This is a genomic window from Flavobacterium chilense, from assembly GCF_001602525.1.
Taxonomy (GTDB): domain Bacteria; phylum Bacteroidota; class Bacteroidia; order Flavobacteriales; family Flavobacteriaceae; genus Flavobacterium; species Flavobacterium chilense.
In genome coordinates this window covers 113,983-132,561 of sequence record NZ_LSYT01000004.1, presented here as the reverse complement: position 1 = coordinate 132,561, position 18,579 = coordinate 113,983, and the positions used below count along the sequence as shown (strand labels likewise).

General features: G+C 35.0%; 14 protein-coding genes. 5 read left to right on the top strand and 9 right to left on the bottom strand.

The window, feature by feature from the left end:
* Positions 1 to 13: 13 nt before the first annotated feature.
* Positions 14 to 3,145: a SusC/RagA family TonB-linked outer membrane protein gene (locus tag A4F88_RS11490; RefSeq protein ID WP_068842756.1), complete on the bottom strand. Its 3,132-nt coding sequence runs from the start codon at positions 3,143 to 3,145 to the stop codon at positions 14 to 16.
* A 925-nt stretch (positions 3,146 to 4,070) separates the two neighbouring features.
* Between A4F88_RS11490 and A4F88_RS11485 the strand changes: the two genes are divergently transcribed.
* Both A4F88_RS11485 and cobA read left to right on the top strand, forming a co-directional pair.
* Positions 4,071 to 4,643 carry a molybdenum cofactor guanylyltransferase gene (locus tag A4F88_RS11485; RefSeq protein WP_068842755.1) on the top strand — a complete coding sequence of 191 codons (573 nt, stop codon included), beginning with the start codon at positions 4,071 to 4,073 and terminating at the stop codon, positions 4,641 to 4,643.
* Between the two features lie 5 nt (positions 4,644 to 4,648).
* The gene (gene cobA, locus A4F88_RS11480; RefSeq protein WP_068842754.1) at positions 4,649 to 5,419 is read left to right on the top strand and encodes a uroporphyrinogen-III C-methyltransferase; all 771 of its coding nucleotides are present in this window, start codon (positions 4,649 to 4,651) and stop codon (positions 5,417 to 5,419) included.
* Positions 5,420 to 5,507: 88 nt separating this feature from the next.
* Here the strand turns inward: cobA and A4F88_RS11475 are convergent, their stop codons facing one another.
* The 4 genes from A4F88_RS11475 to A4F88_RS11460 all read right to left on the bottom strand — a co-directional run bounded on the left by A4F88_RS11475 (position 5,508) and on the right by A4F88_RS11460 (position 8,925).
* Complete coding sequence (locus tag A4F88_RS11475; RefSeq protein WP_068842753.1) at positions 5,508 to 6,191, bottom strand: hypothetical protein; 684 nt, start codon at positions 6,189 to 6,191, stop codon at positions 5,508 to 5,510.
* A 333-nt stretch (positions 6,192 to 6,524) separates the two neighbouring features.
* The gene (locus A4F88_RS11470) at positions 6,525 to 7,145 is read right to left on the bottom strand and encodes a class I SAM-dependent methyltransferase (RefSeq protein WP_068842752.1); all 621 of its coding nucleotides are present in this window, start codon (positions 7,143 to 7,145) and stop codon (positions 6,525 to 6,527) included.
* Positions 7,146 to 7,348: 203 nt separating this feature from the next.
* Positions 7,349 to 8,005, bottom strand: coding sequence for a response regulator transcription factor (locus tag A4F88_RS11465; RefSeq protein WP_068842751.1), 657 nt, complete (start codon positions 8,003 to 8,005; stop codon positions 7,349 to 7,351).
* A gap of 335 nt (positions 8,006 to 8,340) precedes the next feature.
* Positions 8,341 to 8,925 carry a DUF4202 domain-containing protein gene (locus tag A4F88_RS11460; protein ID WP_068842750.1) on the bottom strand — a complete coding sequence of 195 codons (585 nt, stop codon included), beginning with the start codon at positions 8,923 to 8,925 and terminating at the stop codon, positions 8,341 to 8,343.
* 244 nt (positions 8,926 to 9,169) lie between these two features.
* On the opposite strand from A4F88_RS11460, the gene A4F88_RS11455 reads away from it, so the two are divergent.
* A complete protein-coding gene (locus tag A4F88_RS11455; RefSeq protein WP_068842749.1) occupies positions 9,170 to 9,949 on the top strand; it encodes an META domain-containing protein in 780 nt (259 codons plus the stop codon).
* A gap of 69 nt (positions 9,950 to 10,018) precedes the next feature.
* On the opposite strand, the gene A4F88_RS11450 is transcribed toward A4F88_RS11455, so the two are convergent.
* Together A4F88_RS11450 and A4F88_RS11445 are read right to left on the bottom strand one after the other, a co-directional pair.
* Positions 10,019 to 11,296, bottom strand: coding sequence for a DUF2130 domain-containing protein (locus A4F88_RS11450; protein WP_068842748.1), 1,278 nt, complete (start codon positions 11,294 to 11,296; stop codon positions 10,019 to 10,021).
* A 200-nt stretch (positions 11,297 to 11,496) separates the two neighbouring features.
* Positions 11,497 to 12,375 (bottom strand): LysR family transcriptional regulator, encoded by an 879-nt coding sequence (locus A4F88_RS11445; protein WP_068842747.1) that lies wholly within the window; start codon positions 12,373 to 12,375, stop codon positions 11,497 to 11,499.
* Between the two features lie 176 nt (positions 12,376 to 12,551).
* On the opposite strand from A4F88_RS11445, the gene A4F88_RS11440 reads away from it, so the two are divergent.
* Together A4F88_RS11440 and A4F88_RS11435 are read left to right on the top strand one after the other, a co-directional pair.
* Positions 12,552 to 13,259, top strand: coding sequence for a class I SAM-dependent methyltransferase (locus A4F88_RS11440; protein WP_068842984.1), 708 nt, complete (start codon positions 12,552 to 12,554; stop codon positions 13,257 to 13,259).
* Between the two features lie 257 nt (positions 13,260 to 13,516).
* Entirely contained in the window at positions 13,517 to 17,200 is a 3,684-nt protein-coding gene (locus A4F88_RS11435; protein ID WP_068842746.1) for a PKD domain-containing protein, read from the top strand.
* A gap of 110 nt (positions 17,201 to 17,310) precedes the next feature.
* On the opposite strand, the gene A4F88_RS11430 is transcribed toward A4F88_RS11435, so the two are convergent.
* Both A4F88_RS11430 and A4F88_RS11425 read right to left on the bottom strand, forming a co-directional pair.
* On the bottom strand, positions 17,311 to 18,288 hold the full coding sequence (locus tag A4F88_RS11430; protein ID WP_068842745.1) for a zinc-dependent alcohol dehydrogenase family protein: 978 nt from the start codon (positions 18,286 to 18,288) through the stop codon (positions 17,311 to 17,313).
* 10 nt (positions 18,289 to 18,298) lie between these two features.
* On the bottom strand, positions 18,299 to 18,577 hold the full coding sequence (locus A4F88_RS11425) for a putative quinol monooxygenase (RefSeq protein ID WP_068842744.1): 279 nt from the start codon (positions 18,575 to 18,577) through the stop codon (positions 18,299 to 18,301).
* Between the last annotated feature and the right edge of the window lie 2 nt (positions 18,578 to 18,579).

The following is an 18,579-nucleotide window of genomic DNA, read 5'->3' as shown; positions in this document are numbered from 1 at the left end:
TATATATTTTTACTTAGAAAGTTACGTTCAGACCGGAAATGAATGTTTTGGAGTTTGGATACGATCCAAAATCAATTCCCGGATATAAGTTATTTTGTTCGTATGAACTTACTTCGGGATCAAACCCGGTGTATTTAGTCCATGTGATTAAGTTCTCTGCAGATACATAGAATTTAACGCTTTTGGCTCCGAGTCTTTGAGAAAGGCTTTTAGGTAAAGTATATCCCAGTGTAATTAATTTTAATCTCAGGAATGAAGCATCTTCTACATAACGTTCTGAAACAATACCAAGTGGAGAACTTGTTGCTCTTGGAATTTCATTGCTTGGATTTGTTGGTGTCCAACGATCTACAAGCGTAACATTGGCATTGGTTCCCAAAGTAGAAATCTCTAATTGCTGGTTTAAAGCATTGAAGATTTTACCTCCGTAAGATCCCTGAAAAGAGAAGTTAAGATCAAAATCATGAAAAGAAACAGTGTTACTGAAACTTCCAACAAATTTAGGCTGAGAGCTTCCAAGGTTTCCTTTGTCAAGTGCTGTAATCACACCATCTCCGTTGGTATCTACATATTTTCTGTCACCAACTTTAGTGTTGGCTAAACTGTTTATTTTAGGTTGTGTATTCACCTCTTCCTGAGTCTGGAAAATTCCGTTGGTTCTGTATCCCCAGAAAGTTCCCAAAGGCAAACCTACTTTTACGGTTACAGGCTGTTGTTGTAATAAAGAACCGTTTGGTACTACAGGAAAAAACTGATCTACACCGTTTCCTATCGAAACTACTTTGTTTCTGTTGGCAGAGAAAACCACATTTGAATTCCAGGAGAAATTTTCTGTTTTTACGTTTTCGGTAGTTAAACCAATTTCAATTCCTTTATTTTCAACTCCACCAATATTTTGAAGCACACTCGCATAACCTGAAGTCAATGGAACAGGCACACTGATTAATAAATCGTTTGTTTTTTTGTAATACACATCAAACACAAAATTGATTTTTCGGTCTAATAAGGATAAATCTAAACCTACGTTGTATTGATTTGTTTTTTCCCATTTCAAATCCGGATTTGCCAGTCGAGTAGGAGCCAAACCTGTGTATAATGTACCTCCGAAAGAATAGTTAACAGAACCCATTTGAGCCAGAGAAAGGTAGTTGCCAATTTCCTGGTTTCCGGTTGTTCCTGCTGTAATTCTTAGTTTGGCTTCGGTTACACCTTTAATGTTTTTGGCGAAATCTTCATCGGTAATATTCCATGAAAATCCTGCCGATGGAAAGTAGCCCCAAAGCGATTTAGAACCAAATCTTGAAGAACCATCTGCACGTCCGGAAAGCGTAAAATTATATTTTCCTTTATACGAATAGTTTACTCTGGCTAACCATGATTTTAATACACTTTCGAATGCATCGCTATACGGTTTTACCGGAACACCATCCTGTAAAGCGTTGTAAGTATTGGCGTCGTTTACAAATGTTTGCGCTCCTGCATTGACTACTTCACCTTGCGTGTATTGAAGTGTATATCCTGCTAAAGCAGAGAATTTGTGGCTTTCGCCAAATGTTGTATTGTAATTCAGGGTATTTTCGTTTAAAACAGAACTTACCTGACGATCTCCAACCGAAGCCAGTCCTTTTGTTCCTGCACCTGTAGTTGTGGTTGCCGGAGCATAATAGTTTTGCTTGGTGTTAATTACATCGCCGCTTACAGCTACTTTTGCCGTAAGCTTTTTAGTGATTTTGTATTCACCAAATAAACTCGTCAGGATTCGGTTAATCTTAGTTTCATTGGTTGTACTTACCAAATCATTAATTGGATTTGGAATGATACCGTTTGTGGCTGTTGCATAAGGATTGTTGGTTAAATTATAACTGCCGTCTGCATTTTTAATAGGTACTACAGGTGGCTGATACAAAGCCACAACTATCGGATTTGGTGATCTTCCGGCAGTAGCACCGCCATTTGTTCCTATACCGTTTGATACTGAATTGCTATAATTTGCATTTACACCAAATTTAAAATTGGGAGAATAATTTCTTTCGTAATTCGCACGAAGTGAAATTCTTTTAAAGTCAGATGCAATTATAATTCCGTCCTGCTGAAAATATCCTGCAGATATGGCGTAGCGTGAACGTTCGTCTCCGCCTGAAAATGATAATTGATGATTTTGTATTGGAGCCGCAGTTCTAAAAAGCGCATCCTGCCAGTTGTAACTTCCGGATGTTTTAAACGCTTCAATCTGATCTGCAGAAAAAGAAGGTGCCTGACCAATACTTGCCTGAACATCATTACGCAAACTTGCCCATTGGCTGGCATCCATCAGGTTTAATTTCTTTGAAACATTCTGAAACCCAAAATAACCCTGGTATGAAATATTATCCTGTCCTTTAATTCCTTTTTTAGTTGTAATAATAACAACACCATTGGCACCACGTGATCCGTAAATTGCCGTTGCAGAAGCGTCTTTTAAAACTTCGATAGACTCGATATCAGCCGGATTAATGGTTGATAATACGTTGACTGTAGCACCAGCGTTGGTAACTCCGGCTGTACTATTGTTGTTATCGTTGTAAATTAATATTCCGTCAACAACATATAGCGGCTCATTACCGGCAGTGATAGAGTTTCCGCCTCTAATACGAACGCTTGATGAAGCTCCCGGACGTCCTGAACTTTGTGTAACTACCACACCCGGAATTGCTCCTCTTAATAGGTTGTCTGCCGATGAGGTTACCTGTGATAAATTTGCTTTTGGTACAGAAGCTACAGATCCTGTAATGTCTTTTCTCTTTTGAGAACCATAACCTACAACCACTAATTCGTCTAATTCCTGACGTTCTTCTTTTAAGTGTATAGTGACCGGATTTTTATCTACTACAATTTCTGCTTTTTTATATCCAATATAGGTTACGATTAAAGTATAAGGAAATTTTTGACCGGTTTGAAAATAGAATTTCCCCTCAGCATCAGTCTGAACTCCGTGAGTTGTACCTTTTATGACAACAGATGCGCCAATAACGGGTTGATTGGTTATATCGTCTACAACAGTTCCGTCTAGTTTAGATTGTATAAGAGGAGTTGTATTTTGGGCATGAATTCCTGCCGACAGGAGCAAGAGAAACAGGAATGAGTATATTTTTAATTTTTTTTTCATTTCTTTGTACTGGTTTTAAGTAATTAACAAGGCGCCTTGAAAGTTGATTTTTCAACTCTCTACAGGTATTCTTGATTTAGTGATAAATGTTCTTTAAGCCTCGCCATTTCTGTTGCCGCAGAAATGGCTTTTTTTATTTACAGCAACAATTTTGCATCTTCTTCATTTCAGTTTTTTTTAGTTATTAGTCATTTTTTCTTTTTAATGTATAGGTATAGTTTCAAGAATCCTTTTCATACAAAACAATGTATCAAAGAGAATTTTGGAATTTTCAATAAGAAAGTGTGTGGTTATTTTGTAACTCGTTTTTAAATCGATTCGATATAAAAGAAGAATCGTATGTAAAACGAAAAATTGCCAGGATTTAGCAACAGAAGCACATATAACAAAAAGTGTTATAAGTATATTTTTTAGGAAGAATGTAATACGATATGCTTTCGGTTGTTTTCAAAATATAGTTTTTTTGGTTTCAAATATTATTTTAAACTCTACTAATTCTATAGACAAAGTTAATTTTTATCTAATAAAAACCAAAAAAATGTTTAACTTTTTTAATTATCGTCTCAAAAAGGAAAGTTTTAAGGGTGTTGATTTTTATTTAAAACATTGTTAATCAGTAATTTATATGTTGTTTTTAAATTTGCTAAAGTGTTAAAAATATTTTTTCTGATACTTCTAAAATGTAGTATTTTATACTTAATTTTCTAATTTTTAATTCCTTAACATATTCCTGAAAAAGCTAAAAAACGTCTGGAAATGATTTATTTAAGTTGAAAAGAGATTCTTAAAGAAAAAAACTAGCATTGTTTTTAAAGTTGATTTTGAATAAATTAGAGTAATTTTATAGGGATTAAGAATGTTATAGATGGATTGGAATGAAATAGTCTTTTAGGTCTGAAAAAAATAATTTGTAAACAATGTGATCATGGAAACACTAACAGTATTTATTTTGTGCGGAGGCGAAAGTTCCCGAATGCAATCTGAGAAAGGCTTGGTTTTGTTTCAGCACAAACCTTTTATAGAGCACATCATTCAGGCAATTTTACCTATCACTGATCAAATAAAACTGATTACAACATCCAGAGAATATGATTATCTGCCGTATCCAAAAATACCGGATATTATTACTGATAAAGGACCTTTAGGCGGTATTTATACAGCGCTGACCAATACTGAAACCGAATTTAATTTAATTTTGAGTTGTGATATTCCGTTAATTTCAACCGAATTATTATTGGAATTAATTTCAAAACACAATCAGGAAGCTGAAATTACTGTTTTTGCTTCAGAAACGAGAATGCATCCTTTAATTGGAATTTATTCTAAAAATGTATTACCTGTTATTAAGAAGGCAATTGACAATGACGATTTAAAGATGATGAATTTATTAGCAACAATTCCGCATCAAATTATAAAAATAGAAGAAAGCGAGAGTTTTCATCTGAACAATATCAATTCAGCCGACGAATTAGACGACCTGAATATCAATTTGAGTTAAAGATTATGCAAAGTTTAAAAACACCAAAATTAACTATCGTAGGTGCTGGTCCGGGAGATGCAGAGTTAATTACATTAAAAGCCATTAAAGCCTTAAAAACTGCCGATGTTGTTTTGTATGATGCTTTGGTTAACGAAGAATTATTGCAATACGCGCCAAAAGCCGAAATTATTTTTGTTGGAAAACGATCCGGATGTCACGCTTATACCCAGGATCAGATTAATGACCTTATTGTTTCAATGGCAAATCGTTATGGTCATGTGGTACGTTTAAAAGGTGGTGATCCGTTTGTTTTTGGACGCGGAAGTGAAGAAATCGAATATGTAGAAAAGTTTGGTTTAAAGACCGAAATTGTTCCCGGAATATCCTCTGCTTTAGGTGTGCCTTCTTCAGTTGGAATTAGTCTGACAGAGCGTTTGGTGGCAGATAGTTTTTGGGTCATTACAGGAACAACATCCAATCATGAATTATCCAAAGATGTTCATCTTGCTTCAAAATCGAATGCGACAGTTGTTATTTTAATGGGAATGCATAAACTGGAAGAAATTGTTACCATTTACAAACAAAACAGAGCAGATGATTTGCCCATTGCTATCATCCAAAACGGAACTAAAGATACAGAGCAAAAAGTGGTTGGAACGATCCGTACAATTGTAAAACTGGTAGCAGAGCATAAACTTTCTTCGCCTGCAATTATTGTTATTGGTGAAGTGGTAAAAAATACATCACAGCTGAATACTTATTTTCAGGAACATTTTAATGACGGATTGTTGTAGTAGTTTAGTTTATTAATGATAATGATTTGGGATCAACAGAACCATAAAAAAAGGCTTAACTTATTTGAAGTTAAACCTTTTTTTGAAATTATTTTTTCTTTTTAGCTTTTGCTTTTTTCTGAGCTTTAGCTTTCTTTTTGGCTATTTTTTTTGCTTTGGCTTTGTCTTTGGCTTTTTTGGCTTTTTCTTTTTTCTTAGCTGCAGCTTTTAGTTTTGCTTTTTTAGCTTTTTCTTTCTTTTTGTCTTTTTTAGCTTTCTCTTTTTTCTTAGCTAATTTCTTTTTCTCTTTTTCCTTGTCTTTGTCTTTGTCTTTGTCTTTCACCTTTTTCTTCTTTTTATCTGTTGAATTATCTTTTTTACTCTCTTCGTTTGCAACTATGTCAGCTGGTTTTTCTTCTTCTTTTGTTTCTACAGCAGGAGTTTTAGTTACTGCAGGTTTTACTGCTGTAGCAGTAACTTTTTTAGCAGGAGCTCTTCTCACGGCTGGTTTAGGAGTTGTAGCTGCTGGTGTTTTGGTAACAGTTTTTACCGGAGCTTTTGTAGCTGCAGGTTTTACAGTGGCAGATGCAGCCGGTTTTGTTGCCGTAGCAGCTGGTTTTGCTGCTGCTGGTTTAATTGTGGCAGTTGTTGCTTTAGCTGTTGTGGTTCTGCGAACCGGAGCTTTTACAGGTGCCGGACTTTCAGTTTTTATGTTTTCTGCAACTGGCTGACTGTTTTCAGGAGTTGGTGAATCAATTTTTTCCGGATTGGTTTCTGCGGGTTTGTTTTCCATATTTAATGCGCTTTTAGATGAGGATAATACTACTAATGTAACCAAATTGTTAACTTTGAGTTAAGTAAATATAATCATAAAACAAACTCGCCAATGTTAAGTTTTTCAATAAATTTTAAAATTAACATATTGAATGTTAGATTTTTATGTTTTTCGTCAAATTGAAAACATAAAATCTCTTAACAATTTTACCAGGAAATATCGCAAAGTGAAGGAAAAACCATTGTCATGAAAGCCAAAAGGTTATGGGCAAACAATAGTCAAATGGGACAGAAGGGAAGTGAATTTCATTTTGCAGAGACACACCTCAGTGCATCTCTGCGACGGATGCTGTTATTTTTTTGTACCAATAAAACGAATTACAGAACCTTTTCCGTTATGAAAAAGACCTTCATTAAGTTCTATTTCTTTTTCTTCTAAGGTTACAATCTCATAATTTGGAAAATCTGCTTGTATTTCTTCTATAGAGAATAAAGATTCAATATCTTTTGGTCCGCCAACTTTATCGTTTACAGCCAGATATTCAAGATGTTTTTTGCTAAAAGCCTCAAAAATAATAGTACCGCCTTTACGTAGATATTTATCCAGTGCTTTATGAATTGCCGATTTTATTTCTGCCGGAAAATGGGCATAAATCAAGGCAATAGCGTCAAATTGTTCTGGTTGATAATTTAAAGTGTCCAGTTCTCCAACCTGATAATCAATTTCGACAGTATTGTCTTCAGCAAGTTTCAATGCTTTATTTTTTCCTTCGGCACTAATATCAAAAGCAGAAACCTGCCATCCTAATGTGGCTGCAAAAACAGCATTTCGGCCTTCTCCTTCGGCAGGAAATAAAATCGATCCGGGTTGTAATTTTTCGATTTGCTCTTTTAAGTAATTGTTGGGGGCTGTGCCGTATGCAAACTCTTCGTTGCTGTAACGGTCGTCCCATCTTTGGGTCCAGTTGTTCATTTTTGTTATTTAAATTAAGGAATGATAAAGGTTTGTAATGCTATACAAACCTGAATTTTGATCAATCAAATATACCCAAATAGAAGCACATAATATGGGGTGACGAGTCAAAAAATAGCCCTTTTTCAAAACCAGAAAAAACGTAATTAAGAACGATGAGGAGTTTTTTTAATTTGTAATAATTACGTATTTATACGTAATTATTACATCAAAGCATACTCAGATGCTTTATTCGAAAGTTCCATCAGGTTTTTTACTTTTAATTTTTTCATTAAGTTAAAACGATGTACTTCGGCAGTTCGTTTACTGATGGCAAGTGATTCAGCAACTTCTTTGTTGCCTTTTCCTGATAATAAAAGTGTGAGGATTTCTTTTTCTCTTTTGGTAATCATCATTTGTTCGCCTAAATTTTGTTTAGGTTCTGATGTTGATGAATTGGTCAATTGATTTATTAAGATGGCAGAAACGTCTCCACAGAAAAATTTCCCGCCGGAAGCTACAGTATATAATGCTTTTAGGAATTCTTCTTTGCCGGAACCTTTTAGCAAATAACCATCGGCACCAGCTTTTAGTGATTTTAATACATATTCTTCAGATTCGTGCATAGTAAGCATAATGATTTTTACATCAATATTTTCACTTCTGAGTTTTTCCAGCAGTTCTATGCCGTTTAAATTTGGCATACGAATATCTGTTATCAGTAAATCAGGTTTGGTAGCTGTAACGACTTCAAATGCTTCAAAACCATCCATAGCTTCACCTAAAACCTCGATGTTTCCTTCGTTTTCGAGTAAAGATTTAATTCCGTCTCTAACAAAAACATGGTCATCTGCCAGTACAACACGAATGATAGTATTCATAAACTACTTAATTTTGATCCTGATTTTTTACGTATATTTATCTATAAAGAAGATGCTAATATACGTGATTCTTTAAGAACCATAATCCTAATATTAAACATAACATTAAAATTTCATTAAAAAATTATAAACAGAGGGAAGAATATCAATGACAATATCAATGGCAATGTCAATATCAATATCAATGTCAATATCAATGTAACATCAATTTTGGTTTAATAACTTACCAATACTTGTAGCTGTGTTTTTTTAGGATAGGAAATAAGCCTATTGCTTTGTCTAAGTTTTGTTTGAACTGACAAAGAGAGGAGTTAAAAAATGGAGTTTTATTTAGATTATAATCCTAAAGAAGCTTTTATCAGATTCAAATTTTCTTCGGAATAATTGATTTTTAAGGCTTCCTGATGTCCTTTTTCAGACATTTTATCCCAGGTTTTTTTGATGATGTTTTTTAGTTTTTCCTCGTCATGCTTATGAACAAATGGTTCCAGGTAATATTCTAAAAATACCAGACAGATAACATCTTCTAATAATTGGGTTTCACTGTCTTTTTTCAGTAATTTTTTCTCAATTAAAAATGAAACGCGATCAATAAAAGTTTGGTTGTATTCTGCTCTGTGTAAAATTTCGGCAGTGGTTTTGGCATGAAATTTTTTAAGTTCTTCTCTCCATTTCAAATACCCTACACGATCCATTGGATAAGATTCGCGTGCTACTTTCCATCTGCAAATGTGCTGTGCTTTTGATGCGATCTGAACCTCCTCTGAAGCTTCGGGCTCAAACTGCATCAGCTTTTTATACATTCTGTCAGAATATAATAATTCTTTTGGATATGATGTATTCTGATCGGTTTCAATGTTTGGATCCTGAGCATTTTCAGCATCAATCCACTCGCTTGCTTTTTGAAAAGGTGTGTTCATTTTTTTAATGGGATAACAGATTTCAAATATACAAATTAAGTCTTTGAGATGTTTTTTTGAAGATGCAGAAAGGTAAATTATATGTGATTTATGCTTTTTTAGATTGAAATTCTGTTCTAATCAGGCTTAAGAAGATTTTTTCTGTTGCAATTATTTTGAAATTGAAATATCAGGTTTTAAAAAATTGTCGTAAATTCATAGGAATTTTATGTATTTAGAAAAACATTCTTTAATATAAAATCCTATGAAAAAAATATTCTCTTTATTGCTAATACTTTCTTTGATAGTAAGTTGTAAAACTACAGCAGGCAAAAATTCAGATACAAAAGAAACAACTTCAGCAAACGTTCAGGAAGATGATATGAACTTTTATTTTAAAGCAACCGGAAATGAACCTTTTTGGGGATTAAAAATGGGAAACGATAATATTGTTTTTACCTCTTTAATTCCGGGAAAAGAAAAGCTTGTTTTTCCTTCGGCTGAAGCCATAAAAGCGATGGATGCCAATGTTAAAATGTACAGGATTAGTAATGAAACATCAGGTGCAACCATTACCATTCAGCAATTAGATTGTCAGAACTCCATGTCTGGTGAAATTTCTCCGTACAAAGTTTCGGTTGAAATTAAAAACAATTCAGAATTGCAGGCAAAAAAGCTGGATGGCTGCGGAAAATACATAACCGATTATCGCCTGCATGATATTTGGGTTCTGGAAGAATTAAACGGATTTAAAGTTTTTCCGACTGATTTTCAAAGAGAATTACCAAGAATCGAAATCAATTCTGCAGAGAATAGATTTATGGGATATGGCGGATGTAATTCGATGAGCGGTTCTATATTTTATGAAAAAGATTTACTGAGATTTTCAAAAGTTATTTCGACTTTGATGGCTTGTCCTCCGGGAAATAAAGAAGGAGATTTTATTAAAGCACTTCAAAGTACTACAACTTATTCTATAGGAGATAACAGATTAACTTTATCCAATCCTTCAGGAAAACTTTTAATTTTCAGAAAAGTAGATTGATTGTTATAAAAGCTTCGGCTTCGCTCAGTCTGATTATTTGGTTTGTCATTCTGAGCGAAGCCCAAAAGCTTATTCTAATTCTTTAGGATCTTCATCATCACCTTCGATAAAATCCAGTTCCAGAGCTCTTACGGCTTGTACTGCATTTCCGGCAATACCACGAATAGAACCGTACATTCCTAAAGTGTTATGTACTACTTTTTCGATTTGTTTTTCGCGTTGTTTCCAGATTCTTTGCATGGCTCTTTTTTCAGAATCAAGATCATTTTGCATTTGCGTAAAGCCTTCGACAATTCCTTCAATTTGCAAGCGGAATTCGTTGCTGGTTAAGAAATCATACAACATCGACATTTTATCGCCTTTGTTTTCCTGTGCCTGCACCGCATGACTAATCTGAATTAGAGATTGACGTAAAACAGCACTTAAACCTTTAAATTCTTCATAAGTACAAATCCAGATGCCGTCACGCATTCCCATTCTATCCATTCCGGCGGGCATTACTTCGGTAACCAGAACACCAATATTGGCTCTTTTGGTTCTAATATCATTTTTAAATTTCTCAATCCATGCCGGTTGAAAAGCTTTGGTGCGCTTACTTTCGTAATAAATAGAACCACAATTTTGCAGTTCTCGGGTATTTACAATCTGAAGACAATCTGCACCATTTGCACCCTTTTTAATTTCATCAATCGTGTCCAGCGGAAAATTGTTTGCCAGCCATTCTTCGATAGCCAATTCCATTACTTCACCTTGCAATTGCATAGAACCTTGTTCCTGCTTGCGTTTCATTTCTTCGATCAGCTTTTTTTGATCGTCAGATTGCTTTTGGTATTCTTTTATTTTTAGCTCGTTTTTTTCTTCTTCCTGTTTACGGATTTTATCACGTTCAAGTACTAAAGTGGCGTTGAGTTGCTTTTCGGCTTCAGCCTGAATGGCTTCTTTCATTTCCAGTTTTTCGCGTTGGAGTTTCGCAATTTCACCTTCCATTTTATTCAATTCCCTGATTTTTTCTGATTTTTCAGAGAGTTCTTTTTCCATCAAAAGCAAACGATCTTTATTTTCTTCTTCAAGTTTGACTTTTAATCTTTCAGAGATTTCTTTTTCGGCTGTCTTTTTCTCACGCTCCAAACGCTCGGCAAAAAGTTCATTTTCCTGTTTTTTCTTGGCTTCAAATTCAGCTTTGGCTTTTTCGAATTGCTCGTTTTTAAGCTCTAACTCTTTGTTTTGGAGAGTTGCTTTTTGTTGAAATTCTTTACGGATGCTATCTTCCAGCTGATGTTTTAAAATATCATTGACATCGATAGTTGTTCCGCAATTTGGGCACTGAATTGATGATTGTTCAGCCATTTTTATTGAGTTTTTTTAGTAGAATTATAATTTGCTAAGGTATTTAAAAGTTCGCTTTTTATAATGTGGATTACTGTAATAAATTGTAACGAATTTTTGTTATAGCTATAATTTTTTTGCTTGTTTGCTGCGGCTAGAGTCACGGATTTTCATTTTTAAAATCTATGCGCAAACTAAAAAAGAAATTCGTGAATTCGTGGCTATTCTTTTTTTAACAAAAATTCAACAGCAGATCTCGTAATTTCAGAATCGTCTTCTTTTGAGGTTATGATCGAAACATCAGTGCGCAGATTTACTTTTTTTAACTCGATAAAACCAATGTCAGGATCCGGATTGTTTTGGGCAATATTTGATGGAACGATCGAAATTCCCAAGCCGTTTTTTACCAATTGTACAATCGAATTGATATTGTTTGATTCGTGAACCACTTTTGGCGTAAAGCCATAAAAAGCACAGAGTTCTAACAATACTTCATGATAATGCGGGGCATAGTCTTTATTGAAAAACACAAAGGTTTCTTCTTTTAGATTCGGAATTTCTTTTTCTGAATTAATTTGAATGAACTGTTTATTGTAAACCAGTGAAAAACCATCCTGAAACCACAATTGGGCTTTTATTTTGGGTGATTTTACAGGAGAACGAATAATTCCCATTTCAATCTTTCCTTGTTCTAAAGCTGTGATTTGTTTTGTGGTAGAAACTTCAAAAAGCTTGAAATTGACATACGGAAATTGTGTTTTTAAATGTTTGATTAATTCTGAAATAACTGAGGAATAAATCGAACTGATATAAGCGATTCTGAATTCTCCGGAAACGTTCTCTGCAATTTTCTTTGTCTTTAATGAAATGCGTTCCAAATGCTGAAAAAGTGCTGTTACTTCTTTTTCAAAATACTTTCCGGCTTCGGTAAGTTCCACTTTTTTATTGTTCCGGATAAAAAGTTTTGCCTGAAGTTCTTCTTCTAATTCCATAATCTGCCGACTTAACGGTGGTTGTGAAATAAAAAGTTTTTCAGATGCTTTGGTAAAGCTGAGTTCTTCGGCTACAGCCAAAAAATATTTAAGATGACGTAATTCCATAAATACCTATTAAGTATTAATAATTGCTAAAATAAGTATTTTTAGAGTATATATTAAAACAATAATTTTGGTTTGTTAAATGTTAGGTGTTAGAAGCTAAACGCGAAAAATGGATTGTTGGTAAATAACTCATAACATCTTACGTCTAACATCTAATGAAAAAACTAAAAAAAACCATGGAAAAATCAACTATTACAGAAATCAAAGAAAGATTCGATAATGATGTCGAACGATTTTCAAATTTAGAAACCGGACAATTGTCTACAATTGATGCTAAAATTTCTTTAGAACTTATTACAGAAGCTTCTAAAAGAATTGTGCCTAATGCCAAAACGGTTTTGGATATTGGTTGTGGAGCAGGAAATTATACTTTAATGATGTTGTCGAAAGTACCGGACTTAAACTGCACATTGGTCGATTTGAGTTTGCCAATGCTGGATAAAGCTTATGAAAGAGTGTCGGCAGAAACAAACGGGAATGTCGAAATTAAGCAAGGAGATATCAGGGAAGTAGATTTAGAAGAAAACTCTTTTGATATTATTTTGGCAGGAGCAGTTTTGCATCATTTACGTGATGATCAGGACTGGGAAACAACTTTTGCTAAGATTTTCAGATTATTAAAGCCGGGTGGCTGTTTTATGATTTCGGACTTGATTACGCAGGATACTGATTTATTGAATGAATATACCTGGCAACGATATGGCGAATATTTAGAAGGAATTGGCGGAGCTGAATATCGTAAAAACGTGTTTGATTATATTGCCAAAGAAGATACGCCAAGATCAATGAATTATCAATTGGATTTAATGAAAAAAACAGGTTTTAAAAGCGTAGAGATTTTGCACAAGAATATGTGCTTTGGTGCTTTTGGAGGGATTAAATAAGGGATTATTTCTGTTTTACAGATATAAATGCTTTATAGATTTTCAGGTTTTAAAAATTTAATAAGAGATGAAAAGCAGATAATATACAATTGTTTTACGATAAGATAATATCGATTGTTTGTTAGTGAAATAAATATTTTTATCAAAAAACAAGTTCAGATTCAGGAATTGAAAAAGAGGAACATTTAAAACTGACCTTTTTAACTGATCTTTTGATAATCCTGTATTTGAGTATAACTAACAAAAAAACGACTACCTTGAAAAAAAACTACTTTATTGCTGCAGTTTTTCTGCTTCAATGCTGCATTACCTTTGGGCAAAACCAAAACCCAATTGGATGCGGAACTCAATTATCTCAAAAAGAGGAGGCTGTATTTCAGAAATCCTTATCTAAAATTAAAACCTGGAAAAAGGGAAATACGAAAAAAACAGCAAATGTTCCTTATATCATTCCGGTGGTATTTCACATTTTGACTGATGGAACAAATATTAACAATGTCTTTACCAAAGCTGATATGAAATGCAGAATTGATGATGCATTGCTTACGGTAAATAAGGATTTTAACGGTTTGTTTCCGGAATATAACATGACGGATCCCCGTTTTGATGCTGTTAAAAGTAAAATGAATATTCAGTTTGTTCTGGCAACTGTTGATCCTGACGGAAATCCTTTGGAAATTCCCGGTTTAGACTGGCATCCGGAAGCACATGTTGTAGACGGATACGATGCTAAAATTTATGATTATATCTGGTATGGTAAAAATAACCGTTATTATCTGGATGTTCTCGTGGTTGATGAGCCCAATACGGGTCAGGGATCTGTTGGTTCCGGACATGCATTTTTGCCTATTCAGGATGCCATTCCGCGTGTTGCTTACAATCACCGATATATAGGAAGTACTTGTGGCTCAAATGCAAGTGCTACTTTCGCAAAAGTAATGACACATGAGTTTGGTCATTATTTTGGATTAAAACATACTTTTCAGGATGATTGTGATCCTGTAAATGATGGTATGGCTGATACTCCGCCAACTAAAGTTGCTGAGGGCTGTACCAGAAACGTGTTAAATAGCTGTGGCGTATATGCAAATGCAGAAAACCACATGGATTATAATACAGATTGCCAGAACATGTACACCAGAGATCAGACGAATGCAATGACGTTTTGGTTAGAAGATAAGACTGTGGCCAAATATCCGAGAGGATTGTTATGGCAGGAAAGCAATCTTGGTTCTGTTGGGGTGATCGAAACTGCTCCGGTTGCCAATTTCAGCAGCAGTACAACAGCTATTTGCTCCGGAAAAACAATTGCTTTTAATGATGCTTCTTTTGGATTGCCTACTTCGAGAGTGTGGACTTTTGAAGGTGGTGTTCCTGCTACTTCTACAGCTAAAAATCCGGTAGTGACTTATAATGCATCCGGAAGGTATAAAGTGACTTTGCAGGTAACCAATTCCTTGGGAACAAATACAAAAGAAATAGCAAATTACATTGAAGTAGATCAAAAATCAACTGTAAATTTAACAGAGACTTTTGCCGGAAGTTTTCCTCCTGCGGGTTGGGAAATTACAAATCCCGATAAAGGATTAGGCTGGGAAAAACGTAAAGATGTGGGGCATAATGATAGTTCGTGCATGATCATGAACAATGCCGATAATGCTGTGGTAGGTGCTTTAGATTATATCAGATTACCTTATTTTGATTTTACTTCTGGACAAAACAGTCAGCTGTTTTTTGATGTCGCTTATACAAAGTTTGATGATTCAAGTCCGGATATTTTAAAAGTTCAGGTTTCTACAGATTGTGGTCTAAACTGGAACGATGTATATTCGAAAATGCATACTGATTTAGAAACCACGGCTGTCCCTACGGCTCTGGCTAATAACTGGATACCAGTTTCAGATGCCAACTGGAGAAAAGAAATTGTAGATCTTAGTGCTTATATAGGAAATAACAATGTTTCTATTCGGTTTGTAAATGTGTCGGGTTACGGAACAAGAATCTGGATTGATAATGTAAATGTAGCGATAACTCAGGCGGCTACTCCTGTCTCTGATTTTGCTTCTGCAGTGAGAGGTACCCGATGCAATAGTGTTACGGCTCCTTTTATAGATGCTTCAACAGGAAATCCTACTTCCTGGAACTGGACTTTCCCTGGAGGAACACCTGCAACGTCTACAGATCAAAATCCGGTAGTTCATTATAATTCGCCTGGTTCATATGCTGTAACACTTACAACTAAAAATGCAAATGGTACAGGAACAACTATGACTAAAAATAATTTTATAAACGTTGTTGATCCTTATAGAACTTCTTTTACTGAAGGTTTTGAAGGTTCTTTTCCTCCTGCTGAATGGGAAATCATCAATCCGGATACAAAACTAACCTGGGAAAAACATACAGGAGTAGGACATAATTCAGCGTCGTGTATGATGATGAATAATGCAGACAATAGTAAAGTAGGCGAGGTAGATGAAATTATCCTCAAACCGACTGATTTATCGGTTGGAGTAACGGATTTTTCATTTGATATTGCTTATGCTAAATTTGATACTGCAAGTCCGGATGTTCTTGAAATTCTGGCTTCAAAAGATTGTGGTCTTACCTGGGAAAGTGTTTATTTAAAAACACATACTGAATTGGAAACCGCAGTGAGTAATGATCCGAACAACTGGATTCCGGCCTCAGATTCTGACTGGAGGACAGAAAGGGTGTTATTGTCAAATTTTAAAGGACAATCGAATGTTTTATTTAAATTTAAAAATACTTCGGGATATGGTTCAAGGATATGGATTGATAATCTAAAATTTACTTTTGACAGTAAAGAAACACCGGTTTCAGAATTTGTAATCGAAAATCAAAGATTATGCAGTGATCTTCCTATTACGTTCAAAGACAATTCAACAGGAGAACCTACCGCATGGTCGTGGTCATTTCCGGGCGGTACACCGGCTACTTCTACAAGTAAAACCCCGGCGGTTATTTATAATAGTCCGGGAAAATATAATGTAACTTTAACTGCTTCTAATGCCTATGGAACAGGAACTCTACAATCAAAAACAGGTGTAGTGGTAGTGAAAAGCAAAAACAGTATTCCTTTTTCAGAAAATTTTGAAGGAAGTTTTCCTATTGAGGACTGGGAAATCATTAATCCTGATCAGGACGCGATAACATGGGAAAAACGTTCTGATGCAGGCAAAGGTGATTTGTCTTGTCTGGTAATTAATAATGCTGATAATCCTACGGGTAAGATCGATGAGTTGATTTTAAAATCGTTAGATTTTTCTGCTGTTACAACACCATATTTGCACTTTGATCTGGCTTATACGCAATATTTAAATGCTTATGATCCAACTCCGGCTCCTGATCAGATTGATATAGAAGTATCGTCAGATTGTGGTGTGACCTGGACAAAAGTATATTCTAAAAACCAATTGCAGTTGCAGACTGTTTCGCCGCCCATTCAGGATGATCCGGCAACAACAGGATCAAATGAAACAAACGATTGGATTCCGACTAAAGATTCTGACTGGAGAACTGAAAAAGTTGATTTAAGTATCGTACAGCAACAGAAAAATGTTTTACTTAAAATAAAAAATACTTCAGGATACGGAACCAGAATTTGGTTTGATAATTTAAAAATAGATAACGCATCTAATCTGGCTGTAACTAATCCAAAAGAAATAAATAATTTAAAAGGAGTTCAGGTATATCCTAATCCGTCAAGTAATGTGTTTTATCTGGCTACGCCGCCTACAGCAGATAATTATACTGTTACAGTTCATAGCCCGGAAGGAAAACTAATTTATACAGAAACTTTCTCTGGTGGTAGCAGTACTGATAAAGCTATTAATTTATCAGGTAAAACCAAGGGAATATATTTTCTTAATGTGACTTCGTCTGCTAAGAAGTCGTATACACAAAAAATAATAAAGAAGTAAGTTACAGAATATAAAAAAAAGAGACTATCGTGAGATAGTCTCTTTTTGTATGTAATAGCTTGATTCTGCAATAAAAGTCAGGCTTAAAATGATTAATTTTATTCTAAAAATTAAATTACATCAATAACAATTTTACCAAAAGAAGAGCCGTCACTTACCGCTTTGTGCGCTTCTATAGCATTATCTAAGGTGAATTTTCTTGGATCGATGATTGGTTTTAATTTTCCTTCTTCGATTAGTCTGGTTACTTCTGTCAGGATATCACCATGATGTTTTCTTCCGTCGCCGCTAATCATTGGGTGCAAAACAAAAACACCATGAATGCTACCTGAACGAAGTGAACTTGTTGCCAGCGTATGAGTGCCAAAAGCAGCGCAACTGCTAATTTGACCATAATGACGAATGGCCTTAAAAGAGTTGTCAAGTGACTGACCACCAAGGGTGTCATAAACAATATCAAAACCTTTTCCGTCAGTGTATTGATTTACATAATCTTCTACAGGAGTATTTTTATCAATTGCTGTAGCTCCAAATGATTTTACAGTGTCTGCTTTTTGAGAAGAAACAGTTGCATAAACCTCTGCACCAAAAATTTTAGCCAATTGAACAACCATATGTCCAACGCCACCGGCTCCGGCATGAACTAAAACTTTATCCCCTTTTTTTACCTGGGCTCTGTCAATCAAACCTTCCCAGGCAGTAAGCAATACAAGCGGAATTCCTGCTGCTTCTTTCATGGTTAGATTTTTTGGTTTTATGGCCAATAAATCAGCATCTACAGCAGTATATTCTGCTAAAGTTCCCTGAAGACCTAAAACGCCTCCGGCAAGTCCGTAAACTTCATCTCCCACTTTAAATTGCGTAACGCCTTCGCCAATTTGTTCAATAACGCCGGCAAGATCAGTTCCTAGAACGGCAGGTAATACAGGTGATGCATAAGGAGAAACTCCAATTCTGATTTTGTTATCGATTGGATTTACGCCGCTTGCGTGTATTTTGACTAACACTTCTCCTTTTTTAGGAGTTGGTTTATCAATTTCGGTGCTTACAAATTCAGATTCGTAAGTATTGGTCAATAGTGCTTTCATCGTTTTTAGATTATAGTATTTGTGTTGTTTTGTAAACCTGAATAGGCGAGGCAACCAAACTTTCGCTTTGAGCAATAAAATCAACTAAATAGGGCTGATTGTTATGAATGTCAAGACCTGGCTGATCTTTCCATTCTTCCCAAATAATAAAAACATGATCGACAGCATGAAGGTCGTAACGTACGCAGGCAGCTTCTTTTCTGGTTTCGGTAACCAAATGATTTAACATGCTTCGTATTTGTTCTGTAGTTTCCGGTTTGCTTTTTAAAATTGCTGTAATTGAAATCATAG